A 15,963-nucleotide genomic window follows, 5' to 3' on the forward strand; every position below is an offset into this window, starting at 1 on the left:
TATCAGGAATCCCGCCAATCAAAACCGTCGTCGCAGAAAGCCATGAACCGGATCGAGGTTTCGCTGATGCGGATCAGGTCTCCGTTGGACAGGGCCACGGTGCTGAGAACAGGTTTGCCGTTCAGACGTACAAGATTGGCCTTGCCGCCATGGCCCAAGTAACACTTCCGGTCTTCGGGGTCATAGGCGATGACTGCATGGTTCGAGCGCGAAATGCCGGTATCGCCAAAATCCAACTGAATGGCCTGGTCATCGTTGCGCCCGATTTGCATCAGGCCTTCGGTGAGCGTAATGCTTGAACCTCGTCCCGGACCGGCTGTTACGACCAGCCAGCCCACCGGGAATGTCTCTTGCGCCGCTTCTGCTTTCGCTACGGGTTCGGAGGATTCGATCAGGTCCTGAACATGCGTATCGGCGCGCTCAAATCCCAGAAATGTCGTCTTGACCCGTGAACGGCGATCCTCGACCGGGGCAGGGGCTGTTTCAACCTGCTCAATCACCGGCTCAACCGCGTCTTCGACCTGCTTCTCTTCTGGGGCCGGAGCTTCGGCAACCTCAACCTCGCCGACTTCTGGCTTGGTAGGTTCGGACACGACCTCGGCCGTTGCTTCCTCTGGCGAAGTCTCGGCGGGTGTTTCCGTCACATGCAGGGTGACAACCTGCTCGACCTCAACCAGTTCTTCGACATTCTCTTCCACCAGAACGTTTTTCAGAGCGTCGCCCTCTTCCAAGTTGTCTTCTTCCGAACTGTCTTCGGCAAAGATCGACTCCTCGGGTTCGGCCACTGCCTCCGGCTCGGCCTCGTCAAACTCGGGCATCTTTTCTTCGGGGATCAGTTCATCCGTTTCCTCATAGGATTCGGATGTCATGTTTCCACCGGCCAATGCGGCGCGCAAAGCGTTGAAATCCGCAATGGGTTCCTGCTTTTCTTCTTCGCTTACAGCACCGTCTACTGTGGCCGGTTTCTCGGCAACGTCTTCTTCTTTGGATTTGCCGGCACCTTCGAGAAGCCGGCTCAGAGGGCTTTTGTATTTGAACATGGTGTCGACACCTTCAAGTTAGTGACGCAGATAAGCCGCGTCGTAAGCTGCTACTGTTCCCTGCACGTCAGCGCAGAGCCACTCAATGGATACCCATGGGAACTGGTACATTCTGCGGCGGGCCGGTTCCCGCCAGGGTGGCACACCTTGATACCACCCTCAGCAAACACACACTGGCAGATCACTATCGAACCGGTCAGATTACTCCTGTGCAAGTTGCATGATTGCGGCCGTCTCGGCCCCATTGCGCAACACTGTCAGATTTGCCTCAGGCTGCTCGCTTGAAACGAGTGCGGCCAGCATCTCATCAAGGCTTTCCGAGCCGTCAAATGTGATGCCGGAATGGCTTTCATTCAGAAGGACATCGTCTTTTTGCAGGCTTACTGCCGCGTCAGCCGGAACTGCGTTCACCGTGGTTTGCCATCCGCTATTGCCATCGGCGCTCACGGTAAAGGTGTAACCATTTTCTAAACCAACGGATCGTATGGCGGGAAGGGCCAACAAACCATTTTGCGCCCGGGTCTGACCCAGCGGGCGATAGCGGGCAGCAACCCTTGTGTACCCATCGGCATCAACCTTCAGGTTATCCAGAACCTGCGCCGCAAAAGGTACATCCTGGCGGACCGGGCTGCCATTCAGGGTATAGATGACAGCGCCACGCTGTACCCAATCGCCGATCACGCTCATGTCTTGATTGGCGTCCACCCCCGTAACTGCAATGGTGGCTCCGGTCGAGCCGCGGCGGCGGGATGTCTGGAAGGGGATATCGACATCCCAATGCGCAAACGCCACCTGCTGTTCCGCCGGAACACCGGCGTTGGCGATTGCATCAGTCGCAGGTGTCTCGATCTCAGACACTGCTGCAATATCAGTCACTTCTTCCGACTGTGCCGGAATTTCGGAACGTTCAGTGTCTACGGAGGCTGTTTCTGTGGCAGCTGGCTCCGCAGGTACTGGTTGTGCCTGCTCGACAGGCTCTTCCGGTTTGGGTTCGGGTGCAACGACCACTTCGGGTTCGGGATCGGTGGCCTCTGTGACAGAAGGATCGGTAACGGGCGCCTCTGTCTCAGCGGATTGTATGTCTGCCATGGGCTGCGCGACCGGTGTTTCTGCCTGGTCTTCCGTCTTGTCGCCGGACATCACAAAGAAACCACCTGCGGCCAACGCAACTGCAACAACAGCCGCGCCTGCAATCAGCTTGCCGCTGCCGCCGGACCCGCTCTGAACCACTGTATCGACAGCGACCGGGGTTTCCTCTTTCTTTGAGATTTTGGCCAGATCGCCATCTTTTTTGTCTTCGTTGCCAAGAACGATGTCCGAGTTTCCGGCCAGCAGGGCCGTAACTACGGCTTCGGCGTTCTCGCTTTCGGCCTTGATCCGGGCCTTTTCTTCCTCTTTGTCTTTGCGATCCATGCCGACAATCACGGACACGGGACGATAGGCGAATGTGTCAAACATGACACCAGGGCCGCGGAACATGCGCAACCAATCCAATGCAGATTGAAGACGATCCGTGGCGTGAACTTCCATCGCCTTGTCAATCGCCTCGAGGAACCCGTCTGGGTATCCTTCGAAACGACCGGTCAATGGCGTGTAGGGGTCATCCTGCCCGTTGTTGAACGCGTTCAGGCGGCTCTGGCCGTCGATGGGGCGTTCACCGCTGATGGCGTGATAAAGCGTGGCGGCCAGAACATAAAGGTCGCTGCTGGGCCCTTGATCCGCGCCCCGCACATAGAATTCGTGCGGAGAGTATCCATCCTTGATCACGCGCAGTGTCAGCAATGCTGCCGATTTGTTCGCCGCTTGCTCGCGTGCGGCGCCAAAATCGATCAGGACGGGGTCTCCGTTTTCATCAATCAGAATGTTGTCCGGCGAAATGTCCCGATGCAACATGCCGCTCTGGTGAATGAAAGACACCGCGGACAACATTTTTTCGGTGACCTGAACGATGAAATCAGGGCCGCCGTCATTCTCCGGGTTTTCCACGTAATCCAGCAGGTCGCACCCACGGATGAGATCCATCGCGATATATGCGGTGTCATTGTCTTCGAACACCTGATGCACATCTACGATATTGGGATGTACCAGACGCGCATGATTGCGTGCCTCCTGAATAAAGAGGTCAATGATCGAGCGCAGGTCGTCCTTGAAGGACGGGTCGTTTGGTTCGACCAGATCACCGTTGCGGCGGCACAGCGCTCCGGGGAAGCACTCTTTGATCACGACGTCGCGCTCCAGGCTGTCGCGCGCCAGGTAAGTGATCCCAAATCCGCCGTTGCTGAGATAGCGGAGGATTTCATACTGCCCGCGCAACAGCTTTGCGCCTGGCTGCAATCCTTCAATTTTCGGTTCGTCGTGCGTCGCGCCGACAGCCTGGTTGTGGCTCATTTCAATCCGCCCGTTCTATTCATTTTGCGGCTTAGAAAAACCGGGCCGACAGCCCACGAACTCACAACCAAAAACAACCGCAGGACACTTGAGAACGGTTAGACGTTTCAAATTTGACTTTATTGGGGCCGCCTGATGGCTTCACTATGGATCGTTTTTCGCGTGATGGCATATGTTGTGCCTAACGGTATAAGTGAATCTATATATAGACAATGAGTATGGGCTTATTGAAAACTTAAACCCGAAATCAAGCGTGTTGGTCCACGAATTCGAAACAATAAAGGGCCGATTCCTCGGCCCTTCGAATCGCTGCAATGCAGCTCAATCTTGACGGGAAAGCGTCAGGTTCCGGTTTTCGGCTGCGCCGCTGCGACCGTGCTGCCAGCCCATGCAAGGTTGTCGCCCAGCTGCGCCAGAATGCTGATTGCGTCCTTCAATGGTGCGTCCCCGCTTTCGAATTGCAGCAACAGAAGCAAATCTGTCGCCTTTTCAAATTCTGCGGGAATCCAATCAGCTTCGGGGTCGATTTCGCCACCTTGTTCCAGCCGTTCCGCAAAATCTTCGACGATCTCCTGACAGCTGCTCAGAAACGCGGCCGGTTCGATATCAGAGGTTTCACGTAGATCTTCATAGATGCTTGCTATTGCGGCCAGCCAGTCCTCGAGAATGGGGTTGTTCAACGGGGGCAGGGCAGACCCAAGCGTTGACTGCATCGATGTGGTGTCATTCGAAACAGGTTCTGGCTCTGCGCCCTTCAGCGCCTCAAGATAGGGCAGGAAGTCCTGCTGCAAATCTTTCCGCGCAGCCTCGAGATCGCCACGGCGCCGGTCGGATGCCGCTTCCAGCACGTGTTCCGCAAGGTTCTGCCCGCCGCAGGTTTCCCAAAGCGCAAAGTCGGGCTCTGGCTCCTGCGCCATGGCACGCACGGCGACCGGTGTGCCAATTGGGACAACGGCGCGGAACATTCCTTCTTTTTCCTTGTTCAGACGCGCAAGGACGCGGTCCAGGGCACCCTGCACCGGTGGCAGATCAGCATGTGTTACGGCGAGCAGGCTGTTGGCCCGAAGCTCCGGGGGCACCTGAGACCACAAGTGACGCTCGGTCTCGCGCCAGGCATTGGTTCCATTTGTGCACCAGATGGCACAATCGACGAATTTCAGCAGATCCAAAGTCGGCTTGTAGGTATCATCCAGAGCACCCGAGCCCGGAAGATCAAACAGCGATATTTCCTTGAGGGCCGGAGTATTGATACCGACCGATATGAAATCGGGCTCTTCCTGGGCCGCTTTTTCCAGCACTATGCCGGAGTATGTCTTTGGTTCCCTGTTCCACCAACCGACAGTCGTTTCGGGCGCATCCGCGTAGGCGACGATCACAAGCGGCAATTTCAGATGCTGCGGGCCGGTTGGCAGAATGTCCGCGCCAGCCAGCATGTTCGCCAGACTTGACTTGCCTGCGCCGAATTCCCCGGCGAAACCGATATTGACCGCGTTTGACAGACGTTCAGCGTGGGACAGAGCCCGCGCACGCATATCCTCCAACGCCTCGTCAGGCGTCAGGTTTTCAGTTGCGGTCAGGAAGCGCTCCAGTTGGCGTACTTCCTTTTCAGTTCCGGGAAATTCAATCATTCCGCAGCCTCTGCTTGTCTTTCATCCGCATCGGGTGTTCCAAAAACCGTCTCCAGCTCAGCTGCAATGCGACGTGCTTTGTCGAAGGCACCTTGCGCTTCCGCCTGGGCGTTCAGTTCTCCTGAGTTGGAACGGTGCTCAAGATGACCGGCCAGAAGGGCCATATAGTGGTCCAGAACCGTATTCAGCCGTTCCAACAGATCGTCGCGGGTCGTGTCGATCAGGTCATCCCCGATCAGCTCGAACTCCTGCACGATCAGCCTTTCTGCACGCGCCACAACGCTATTGCGCGAGATCAGACGCGACAGCCAGTTTACACGCAATTCAACGGTAATGCCACGGGTCAGGGCGGTGGTGTCCGGCCGGAACCAACGTACAGCACTGGTGTTCATGCGATTGTCGACCGGCTCTTGCCATCCCGGCAATGCCCGCAAGGCGGCATTGCAATGCATGTCGATCGCGTAAAGCTCGCTGAGCATGCGCTGCCGAACAACTTGCGATGCCCCCTGTACCAGTTCACGCATACGCTCGCGCAATGGCGTAAAATTAAGCTCGGTCTCTCCGCCTTTTGCCAGCAGAGGCGACTGGCCGTCCGGCCCGCGCACAACGATAGCCACCGATTCCGAGACAGTGTCATCCATGACCCCGCGCAGATTCGACAGGACATCATCCATGTCACGCGTGATCTCTTGCGTTTTTTCAGCAATCAGTTTCCGCAGGTCGCCAAGTGTCTTGTCGCTTTCATCGGTATTTCGGACATCCAAGCCGTCTTCATCTTGCAGCGCCCGCAAACGAACCTGAGAGCGCTCAAGCTCCCCGCGTGCGAAGCTGTCGAGATGTTGCCAGGCCATACGCAACTGTTCGTTGATCGGTCCGTCCGTCAAAGCCTGAGTGACATGACGGCGCAGATCGGGCAGGCCGGACGCAATCATTGCGGCAAAGCGCAGAACCGCTTCGCGGCTGATCGGTCCCGGGCCTTGTTTGATCTCGGCCACACCGTTGAGATATTGCTGCATCTGTTCCGGGTGGGCGCGCAGCCATGCCAGAACGTGGTCGTGGTTCACTCCGGTTTCATCACCGGTCAGAGCATAGTGCGCCCATTGCGCGCTGCCCATCAGGACATCGATGTTCGAGTTGCCGAGCGCCTTTTCCAACCCCTCCAATACATCCAGACGAACCTTGGCCGCGTCTTCGGCCCCGCCGCCCAGTTCATCCACACGGTTGATGAAGACGACGATCTGCCCGAGTTCCAGCGCTTGCATCAACCGGAACAGTTTCAGATCCGCGCGCGACAATGCCTGATGCGCGGACAGAACCACCACAAAGAAATCGGATTCCTTCAGATACTGTCGTGAAATTTCTTCACGGATCAGCAGGGGGTCATTTACACCGGGCGTGTCGGTGACCGTCAGCGGAAACGGAAAATGGCCCAAGTCAAAATAAACCTCGGCCTTGCGAGTGATGTCGCTGTAAAGGCCGCGATCGCTTCCGGGGTCCAAAGCCCCGTCCTCGGACGGATCATCCCCGGCACAGACATATCTGGCGAGGTCATCTGACGTCAGTTCGTCCAGATCGTGCTGTTGGCCCAGCAGCTGTTCATAGCTGTCACCCAGACGCCGACGCGCCCGGACCTTCATGGCCTCGACCTGTTCTTCGATCATCTCGCGCTTATAGCTGTCCTCGTCATCGGGAAACATGTTGCGCAGTTCTTCACCTTCGGCGATCAGTGATTGCCATTGGTAATTGTCGAAGAAGTGGAATTCGGCACCTTGGGTTCTGCGGGAAGGGTGCCCGAAATGCATGTCGGTTATAACAGTTGTCCAGGGGTTTACATCCGAAGGCAAATACTCTGCCTGACCGGTGAAGCCGTTGATCAGACGCGATTTTCCAGCCTTGATTTGCCCGACAAACGCAATTGACGGTTTCAGATTGCTAAGATCACCAATGATGCGCGAAATGAATTGGCGCGTTTCATCATTGCTTGCCCCGTTCATTTCTTCTGCTATGCGAATAAGTTCGCGGCGATGTGTTTCACTCATTACTCATTACCCTGATTACAATAATAAACAGATTGAAGTAGTCGAAAATTTGAATTCAACGGAGGCAATCATTTCTCGGCCTCCTGCAAAGAGGTCCACAGGTTGACGACCGCCCCCAGTTTGCGGGCTTCGTGGATGGCGACCGCGATCTGACCTTGGTCACTCAAGACGGCCAGACCAGCCCCTTTCCCGCCCGATGGCCGCATGACAATCAGTTGCGGGTCTTCACTCTCATGCTGAGAGTCGCCATCCCAGCCGGCAAGATCAGCCACAAAACGGGCCAGCGTGTCCTGGTCGGGATGCATCGGCTCAGATGGCTTGCAAACGCCTTCCAAAAGAGGTGCGGCTTCGTCCGAATTGTCCACGAACACACGACCCGAGGCAAAGCGGCTCGACGCTTCAAAAAAACGTTGGGCAAGTGTTTCCGCTGCATCGGGTGTTGCCTCGGCGGATGGAAAGTCATCAACAGGTTTCTCAGCACTCGGGACGACGGAAACAATCGGCTCGGACGGAAGCTCAATGGCAGCGCAGGCTTTCTCGATTTCACTGTAGGTGATACCCACGTCATCCACTTCAAGCGCTGTGTCCGGTCTGCCCGACGTCAGTTCAAGCGGAGCAGGCGAACCGGAGATGCCGGAGACCAATCCGGCTAGTTTCTCGATCAGTTCGGCGCGTGATTCCGTTTCAAAGTCCGGAACCTCACCTGCCGGAACCTTAAAAACATCCGTGATCCGGGAGCTGTTCACCTCGATTGCCAGACAATCCCCGTTTGCGGCGGTAAATTCCAACCGGCGCGGCAATACTGTGCCGCGGATTGCCCGCAATACCGCAGAACGGCGCGCGGCCGCTGTTTCCCCAGCGATCCGCACGGTCGGAGACAGCCGTGCGACCGAGGTCCGCCTGATATCTTCAAGCAGGTCGAGAATGTCCGTGTCCATCATGCCGTGACCCCCTCTGGTCCCGTTCAAACCGCGGCCGCGACCGGCCCCAGACTGAGATGTGATTTGGTAAGCGCCAGTCCGACATTCGCACTGTTGCGACAGATATAGCAGACCACATGATCAGGATATTCCTTGGTCCGCAGAAAGATGTTCAGCCTGTCCTTGGAAAAAACGGCGACTTCCCCGAAGCCAGCGTTTTCTTCGTCTGCACTGCCGGCCTGACGCAAGAGCGCTTCAAAGGCTGCAACCCCGCGCCCCTGAAACAGATTGGCCACAGCCACCGCCAAAACATCCAACGAATCCGCGCAGTCGGAATCAGAAACAGAGCTGCCCAAAAGCATCCCCGTCTCCATGTCGATATACCCGGCTGCTATACAGTCGGGTATCGTTTCCATGGCGGAGTTCAGTGCGGTTTGAATAGACATCTAATCCATTGTTTTCATTTATGAGTTTCTCATTACTTCGATTCGGACACCCTTACAACACATGCCATTCAGCACCGCTGTTTTCTTTGGCTTTCGGAATGGATCGAAGTGCCTCTTTGGTTTGCCTTTCGTTGTGTTCAATGGCGATCTGATCAAACTCGGCCAGAAAGGCCTTGAATACGTTCTTCAGCCCTGCTGCATCCTGCGGCAAGTCTTCATTTCTTGAAACCTCGTGCCACATATCCGACGCGCTGAGAGGCGATCCGACCGCAACTTCGTGCAGGTCACCTAGCGCGGCAACGTTTCTTTCAACTGCGTCAACCTGTTCGGTGGTGGCAGCTTCGATCAAACCGCTGGTTTCGGGTTCCGGCTCATACTCATCCGCAGTGTTGCCGGTTTGCGCGGCCATCAATGCCGTAATCGAGGATACAGAAACTTCTATGCCGCGATCTTCAGCCAAATCGGCCTGCTCGGATTCCTCTTCTGCGCCATCCGGCACGATCGGGGTCTCTCGCATCGAAGTGTTCAGCGAGGCAAGCACGTCATCGGAATTGTCAACAGCCGCAAGAGGTGCGGGGCTGATTTCCGCATCATCCAGAGCGCCCGTGTCGTCATCCAATTCGTCCTCCAGATCGGCGTCAACGGACAGCTCGAATTCGTCTTCGTCATCCTCAAGGCCCGCGACATTCGTCAATTCCAGCGGGTCGTTCGAGGTGTCTTTGAAAAAGGAACGCAGATCATCGCTTGTGTCGGGTTCAACGGGCAGCGGAACCGGCTCTGATGTCATCTCTGCGCGCAGCCGTTCAGCCTCTTCGGCATCGATCCGAACCCGCTCGGCCTCATCCGAGCGCCGCTCGACCCGGGCAGGTCGTACCGGGAAGCTGGTTACAACTGTTTCGCCTACAGCGTTCGATTGCCCGGCGGCCTCCAACGGGTTCACCAACCTCAAGGGTGTGGCTTCGTCTTTGGCTGTCGGCTCGTTTGATGAACGGGCAGGGCGCAAAGGTTTGACTTTGGGTGCGTCGGCTTGGCTCTTGTCGATCTGGTATCGAGCCAGCTGATCGGCACGGTTGTCCATAATCTGTTCCGTGATCTCCAGGAAACTGTCGATCATCTTGCCGCCGCCGCTGCGCGACCACATCTCGGCATCGCCTGTCTTGTCCCGGGCCGTGATCGCGTCGCGGGCCGAAAACAAAATGGACCGATTGAACAGGTGACCAGCTTCGCGGTTAACGCGGCGCAGTACTTTTTGACGGTCTTTGAGGCTCAGGGCATCTGCCCGCGTCACCAAAAGCAAAGAGTTGTGTTGCAACCTCTCGGGTAGGGAAACCCATGTCGCGCGTTCGGTTTCGCGCCAGGCTTGTGTCGCGTGGGTACACCACAAAACGCCGTTTGCCTGACCCACCGCGCGTTGCCACACATCCGTCGAGATCTTGGGGTCCGAAATGCCGGGTGTGTCAATCAGGTCGACAGCTTCCAGAATATCGGCCTCAAGGAAGATGCGGATGAACTGTGCGTCATTGACGCCAACGGTTTCAAGCTGATCCAGTTCGATCAGTTCAGTACTTCCGTCATGGCGTTTGATATAGGGCGCCTGATTGCCCCAGCTAAACCAGACCGGTGGCAACTGGGTTGCCGTCACCTGCGTCGGCAAGGTCTGCGTTCGCAGCAAAAAGTTCATCAACGTGGATTTGCCGGCGCTGAACTCGCCCATCAGGGCGAAAACCGGTTTGCGACGGGACCACTGCTCGATGCGTTCCCATGCCTTCGGAGAAACAAAGCGTGTTTGTGTATCTTTTGCCATTTTTCTACTTATGCCGCTTCGTTGCTTAGATCTTTCAGTATGTCACCCAGAATCTCGTCCTTGGATTTCTGTGGCTGCAAGCCCGCCATCGCCGCCGCAGTCTGACCCGGGTTCTTGTCGGCAGAAGACGAGATGCTCAGCAGAGTTTCCTTCTGCTCGCGCAGGAAATCCGTCAGGATCGCGCGAACGTTTTCCAGAACCGCCGCGATCTGGTTTTCCTCGATATCCTTGGTGATCGAATTTGCCTCGGACGCGATCAACCGCGTGTAATCCGCCGCATATGCCTCAAATCCCTTTCGTCGTTGCCACCAACGTCGCCACCAGGTGCTTTGCAAGTCCAGTGCGATCGTCCGGCCGATGCCGAGAGGCGGTGGAACACGGGGAACAATGGGCGCTTCGATGCTGAATTCGCCCAGATGGTTGCCGAGTATCTTATGATAAAGCGCTTCAACATCCGCAGCAGCGGTTGCGTACAACGCCCCGGCATCTTTTCGCATGGCGCGGGCGAAACTGAAATAGGCAGCTTTTTGCAACGTCCGCAAACCTGCTGGATCGTATTGCCATGTGCCTTGTTCGCCATTTTTTTCAAGATGCGCGATCAGAGAGTCCGTCGCGCGTTTGACGAAATTGTCCTCGGCTGACTTCAGACGCTCCAACACCTTGTCGCGCAGCGCATTTGTCAACTCGGCGACTTTCTTTTCGTATTCGGCTGACACCGTGTTAACCGCCTCTTCGGGCGATACGCCGTCAAGATCCCGTGCAACGCCTTCACCTTCGGAAAGATTCCTGGCAACCGCAGTCGCGCGGATCTGACTGGCAATGTTTCGCGCCCGATGGCGGACGCGGTCCATCAGTCGCGCTCCGGCACCTTCTGCAATGCGCTCATTCATGGCCAGTAGCAGATCGGGCAGACCGGACAGCGCCCAGATTTTATCGAGCGAGGCCGCCTGATCACCGAAACCGGCGGCCAGGTAGAACGTATTCAAAGCCTGGCGCGACTCTTCTGTCAGAATATCCGGGTTCCCGGTCAACGCCGCTTCGGCCCACAGCGCACTGCCAAAAACGACGCTGGTATTTGTGTCGATATTGTTCTGTTTCAGCGTGTCCTGAATGCGGTCACGGATCTCTGGCACCTGGCTCACAGGATCGGACAGCTCGTCGATCCGGTTGACGAACAGGATGATCTGCCGGTTCTCGAACTGCGCGATAATGCGCATCAAGGCCATGTCCATTGTCGTCAGGGCCTGGCTTGCCGCCAATACCACAACGCAGACTTCGGATCCGCGCAGGCTGCGCAGAGTGATTTGTTCGCGCACCATGAACGTATCGTTCACACCCGGTGTGTCGCACAGTTTCAGTGCGATGGGGTATTGCGGAATGTCCATATACAGCTCGGCTGATTTGGTGACATCAGCAAACCGGCCCGTTTTGGGATCAATATCGGGATCGTCTTCATCGCCCAGGCAGACATAACGCTGAATCAGTTCCTCATCGAAATGATCATACTGATGGCTTTGACCCAGGATCAGGTCGAAATGTTTGCCAAGACGTTCCTCTGACTTGGCCTTCATCTCACCAATCTGGCGGCGGATGTCCTCCATCTCGTCATCTGCGCCGGCGCGATTGGCCAATTCGCCAAGACGACCGCCACCGACCATCAGGTTGTCCCATTCTTCCTGCTCGAAGAACGTGAACTTGGCCTTTGTGTCACCGGGCGGGCGCGTGTTGATGTTCAACGTCGTAACCACCGACGTCCAAGGGTTGACGTCTGACGGAAGCAGGCCGGGGTGCCCGGCAAGAATATTGACGATCGAGGATTTTCCGGCCTTGACCTGGCCCACCATCGTGACACTAGCGGTAAAGTTCTCCATCCGGGTCTTGAGGGTCGCCAGCCGTGCCGAGGAGCGCGCATCAGCCACCTCAGTCAGTTGATCAATCTGAGCCGTCAGTGAAGCCATGGTCGCCGTCATCGGTGCCAGTGCTTCGTTGCCCACAGACAAAAGGTGATCGTTGCGCGCCATACTTAACCTCCGGTTCCCGTTGCAGCAATTTCGGGTTCGTGCGCGACACGCCCCGCCGGAATGCTTGTCAGAGTGTCGATCCGCGCGATCAGGTCCAATGCATTGCCCAGAATTTCAGCTTCGGCCCGAGGTGTAATGGTCTCGTACGATTTGGAATCTGCCAGAACTTCGATCGAGCTGAAGCGGTCGCCGTTCTTGAGGCACGCAACACGGCGCCCGGTCGGGAAACCTTCGGATTTTGCGGCGGGCAACGGCATGCGTGCGTTCGCAAGCAGGTAATGTTCACCGGAATGCGTTCGAAGCGAAATGCCAAAGCCTGTATTCGGATGGTCGCGATTCAGAGTTTTGAGCTCACCAAGGAAACTCTCACGAGCGAAGAAGACGGCTTCTTGCTCGGCGGCAGCGGAGGGATTCAAATCGGTCACAGCAGAAAGCCTTGTATTGGAGTTGAGCAAAAAAACTCGTACCGGCGCCAAAGTGGCAAAAAGACTCATTAACTCCTGATAAACAACAAGTACCTTCAAGGCGGTGTTATTTTGGCGCGAATAAGATTTTTTAGCGGTTGAATTGTGGCGGCAATGTGGTCGATCTCTCATAAGAATGCCTCAACCGACGCGAGTATCTCGAAGAGGCAGATCAGACCGAGAAACGTCCGGCAAGCTTGTATGCATGCATAGTCGGCGCAGCCAAATGACGCGAAGGTGACGTCTTTTCAGGTGCATTCGAAAGATTTGGAGGTCGAAAACCTTTTGATTTTATACTTTCGAATAAAAACAGATATTTATGTTTCGTTGCTTTACCGAAAACACCGGATTTGGAGGATGTAACCATGTTCCTTGTAAGATCCAGTAACACAGTCTGCGACAGTTTTCCGGATCAGACTGCATCAACTCTGGTCCGTTGTGCCTTGATTCTCCATCAAGTCTGGCGGCACAAGTTCCGACTTGTAGTTCTGGCGTCTATTCAACGTTAGCGCGTTTTTAATGGCTTGATTGTGCCAGGCGTCAACCTGAGAACCAAAAGTCGAAAAGCAGCGTCATATAGCTGCTTGCAAACCGGTTGCAGGTAGGGTTTCAGACGCCTCTGGTTTCGCGACCGTTGCGTTGCTTGCGGTATCAACCAGGCCGAAAACAGGTTGCAGTTTTCAACCAGGCGGCCCGGCAAGTCACAAACTTTCTATTCCTCGAATTTTCCCTCTCGCACTCCGATGCAAGCTTTGTTATTGACCGCTTCAGTCCAGCGCAAACGCGCTTGGTTGCGGGTGTGGCGAAATTGGTAGACGCACCAGATTTAGGTTCTGGCGCCGCAAGGCGTGGGGGTTCAAGTCCCTCCACCCGCACCATATGAATTTACCATAATCATCATTATACGAATTATAAGTGCGCCCAGGTGCGCGCTACTTCCAAGTGCGACGCCTATTAGAAACTAATGGGTTATCTAATGAGGAGGTCATGGCATGAGGACAGTGTATTCGCAACTCAGCATCGAAGAGCGCTGTAGAATTGAGCGCTGGAGGCACGCGGAAGTTCCTGTTCGAGAGGTGGCACGTGTGTTGAAGCGCTCGAAAGCCACCATCCATCGAGAGATCATGCGAAACTTCTTCTCGGATCCTTGTCTGCCGAAATGCGATGGCTGCTACGGCGCGTCTGCGCATCGGAAAGCTGCGGATCGGCGCGTCCGGCAACGTAAACTGATCCGCCATCCCGAGTTGCGCAAGCGTGTCGTCGAGCGGCTAAAGAATGGCTGGACGCCTGAGCAGATCGGCAACCGAATGATCTATGAAGGCGCAAAGCTACGCGTCTGTCAGGAAACGATCTACCGCTACATCAATTCCGGAGAAGGCATGGCCGACGAGCTCTGGTGGTATCTGCACGAGCATCGAATGTTTCGTCGGCCACGCCGCGCCAGAAAGCGCCAGCCCCCCAAGTTTGACTGTGATGTCAGCATCCTGTTTCGCCCGGATGACGTGGCGCATCGACGTCAGTACGGTCACTGGGAGGGAGATTTGATGCTGTTCAAACAGGCTCTTGGCTAGTCAAATGTCACGTCACTGGTCGAACGCGTCAGCCGGTTTACGGTGCTGCTGAAGAACCCGAACAAGCGCACGAGGCCCGTGATGGGCAAGATCATGAAGGCGGTGGGCAACCTGCCCCATCTGGTACGGAAATCCATCACCTTCGATCGCGGCACCGAGTTTGTCTCGTGGCCAAATTTGCAGGCCGAGATCGGAACGCAGACTTGGTTTTGCAAGCCGTCCTCACCCTTGCAGAAAAGCACGGACGAAAACACCAACCGCCGCGTTCAAAGATGGCCGCCAAGGAAGCGGGACATTATGGCCCTCACTGATCATGACTTGAAGGTGATCAGTGACCGCCTCAATGCGACGTCCAGAAAATGCCTGGGCTGGAAGACGCCCGCCGAGGTGTTCCGGGAAAAGATGATGGAAGAAATGGGCCGAGCCCCCTACCCTTAAAGGCAATAGGAGTCGCAGTTCAGGTATCGCTCACAGTCTTCGGATGTCGGAGTACGTAAGAGTGAGATCGAGCGACTGAGTCTCGTCTCACCTTGATTTCAACACCTCAAGATTCTTGCGCTTTTTGAATGTTTCGACGGTTCAAGCGCTTCAAGTCCACGTCAAACGGAAAGCCAGCAAACCTCTTCGCAACCTGGAAACCGGCGCAGAGTGTCTTACTTGAGCATAGTTGATCGGTAGAATCCCCTGCTCCGGCACTCTGGGCGCGAGGGAGATGAAATACACCAGCAACTGAAAGTTTGCGGAGTCAACAATGCCCCTGAAATAAACAAAAAGACTATCTGTCTTGCCTGGCCTTGGCTCGCCTGCAATGTTGCTGGGCAACTCTCCAACCGAAAAAGGAGCTCCTATGTCTCGACTTTCAGACCGCAGAGACTTTGCCACCGAAATCTGCGAGCAGGCTGGGGTAATGGCCAAAAAGTTCTTTGCAGATCGGGTCAATCTTGTCGTTGATCAAAAAGGCGCTCAGGACTGGGTCAGCGAGGCGGACAGGAGCGTCGAAACCTTCATTCGTCAAAAGATCTCGGAGGCTTGGCCCAAAGATGGCATTTACGGTGAAGAACATGGCGCGGTAGCGGGAGAGAGTGGCTTTGACTGGGTTATTGACCCAATTGATGGAACCACGAATTTCGTGAACGGTATTCCAGCGTGGACCATTGTTCTGGCTGGTGTCACCAACGGCCAAACGGAGATTGGCGTGATCCATGATCCAAGCGTGGATGAGACTTTTGTCGCAACGCGCGGAGAAACAGCAACACTTAACGGATCACCGATATGGGTCGCTTCAGGAGTGCCTTTGCGCGACGGAACCGTGGCCGTAGGATACTCGAACCGGATTGAAAGCCGTCATGTTTTACCCGTGATCGAGAATCTGATCGAGCACGGGGCGATGTTTCACAGAAATGCCAGCGGAGCGCTTTCGTTGGCCTACGTCGCTGCCGGACGCCTTTTGGGTTACGTTGAGGAACACATGAATGCTTGGGATTGTCTGGCTGGGCAATTGCTGGTCGCGGAAGCGGGCGGCGTTGTCGAGGATCAGAACGCCGATGCGATGATCCGAGACGGTGGGCGCGTGATCGCAGGCACGCCAGATGTGTTCGAGACGTTGCGTGAGATCGCAGAAAACGCATGGAGCGCTTAACGT

Annotated in this window: 10 protein-coding genes, 1 tRNA gene and 1 pseudogene; 3 read left to right on the forward strand and 9 right to left on the reverse strand. The window is 55.8% G+C overall.

All coding sequences use genetic code 11. From position 1 onward, the window contains the following. Window positions 1-2 precede the first annotated feature (2 nt). The 9 genes from ACR0I0_RS09855 to ACR0I0_RS09895 all read right to left on the reverse strand — a co-directional run bounded on the left by ACR0I0_RS09855 (window position 3) and on the right by ACR0I0_RS09895 (window position 12,882). A complete protein-coding gene (locus ACR0I0_RS09855) occupies window positions 3-1,040 on the reverse strand; it encodes an FHA domain-containing protein (RefSeq protein WP_480491216.1) in 1,038 nt (345 codons plus the stop codon). 201 nt (window positions 1,041-1,241) lie between these two features. Beyond that, the gene (locus ACR0I0_RS09860) at window positions 1,242-3,428 is read right to left on the reverse strand and encodes a serine/threonine protein kinase (RefSeq protein ID WP_209833920.1); all 2,187 of its coding nucleotides are present in this window, start codon (window positions 3,426-3,428) and stop codon (window positions 1,242-1,244) included. A 341-nt stretch (window positions 3,429-3,769) separates the two neighbouring features. Beyond that, window positions 3,770-5,056 carry a dynamin family protein gene (locus tag ACR0I0_RS09865; protein WP_209833922.1) on the reverse strand — a complete coding sequence of 429 codons (1,287 nt, stop codon included), beginning with the start codon at window positions 5,054-5,056 and terminating at the stop codon, window positions 3,770-3,772. Then, window positions 5,053-7,095 (reverse strand): dynamin family protein, encoded by a 2,043-nt coding sequence (locus ACR0I0_RS09870; RefSeq protein ID WP_171723765.1) that lies wholly within the window; start codon window positions 7,093-7,095, stop codon window positions 5,053-5,055. Before ACR0I0_RS09870 ends, ACR0I0_RS09865 begins: the two co-directional genes overlap by 4 nt. A gap of 68 nt (window positions 7,096-7,163) precedes the next feature. Further along, on the reverse strand, window positions 7,164-8,036 hold the full coding sequence (locus ACR0I0_RS09875) for a hypothetical protein (RefSeq protein ID WP_480491217.1): 873 nt from the start codon (window positions 8,034-8,036) through the stop codon (window positions 7,164-7,166). Between the two features lie 23 nt (window positions 8,037-8,059). Continuing rightward, the gene (locus ACR0I0_RS09880) at window positions 8,060-8,431 is read right to left on the reverse strand and encodes a hypothetical protein (RefSeq protein ID WP_253283274.1); all 372 of its coding nucleotides are present in this window, start codon (window positions 8,429-8,431) and stop codon (window positions 8,060-8,062) included. Between the two features lie 82 nt (window positions 8,432-8,513). Beyond that, window positions 8,514-10,265 carry a dynamin family protein gene (locus ACR0I0_RS09885; RefSeq protein WP_171636073.1) on the reverse strand — a complete coding sequence of 584 codons (1,752 nt, stop codon included), beginning with the start codon at window positions 10,263-10,265 and terminating at the stop codon, window positions 8,514-8,516. 8 nt (window positions 10,266-10,273) lie between these two features. After that, window positions 10,274-12,286, reverse strand: a complete 2,013-nt coding sequence (locus ACR0I0_RS09890; protein WP_171636071.1) for a dynamin family protein — start codon at window positions 12,284-12,286, stop codon at window positions 10,274-10,276. A gap of 2 nt (window positions 12,287-12,288) precedes the next feature. Beyond that, on the reverse strand, window positions 12,289-12,882 hold the full coding sequence (locus ACR0I0_RS09895) for a hypothetical protein (RefSeq protein WP_253283273.1): 594 nt from the start codon (window positions 12,880-12,882) through the stop codon (window positions 12,289-12,291). A 661-nt stretch (window positions 12,883-13,543) separates the two neighbouring features. Here ACR0I0_RS09895 and ACR0I0_RS09900 point away from each other — a divergent pair. The 3 genes and pseudogenes from ACR0I0_RS09900 (at window position 13,544) to ACR0I0_RS09910 (ending at window position 15,960) form a co-directional block, all read left to right on the forward strand. After that, a tRNA-Leu gene (locus ACR0I0_RS09900) sits at window positions 13,544-13,628 on the forward strand. 114 nt (window positions 13,629-13,742) lie between these two features. Beyond that, a pseudogene (locus ACR0I0_RS09905) lies at window positions 13,743-14,759 on the forward strand (IS30 family transposase). 409 nt (window positions 14,760-15,168) lie between these two features. Next, window positions 15,169-15,960 (forward strand): inositol monophosphatase family protein, encoded by a 792-nt coding sequence (locus tag ACR0I0_RS09910; RefSeq protein WP_209833936.1) that lies wholly within the window; start codon window positions 15,169-15,171, stop codon window positions 15,958-15,960. Window positions 15,961-15,963: the final 3 nt, after the last annotated feature.

The organism is Ruegeria sp. AG6 (genome assembly GCF_056541565.1).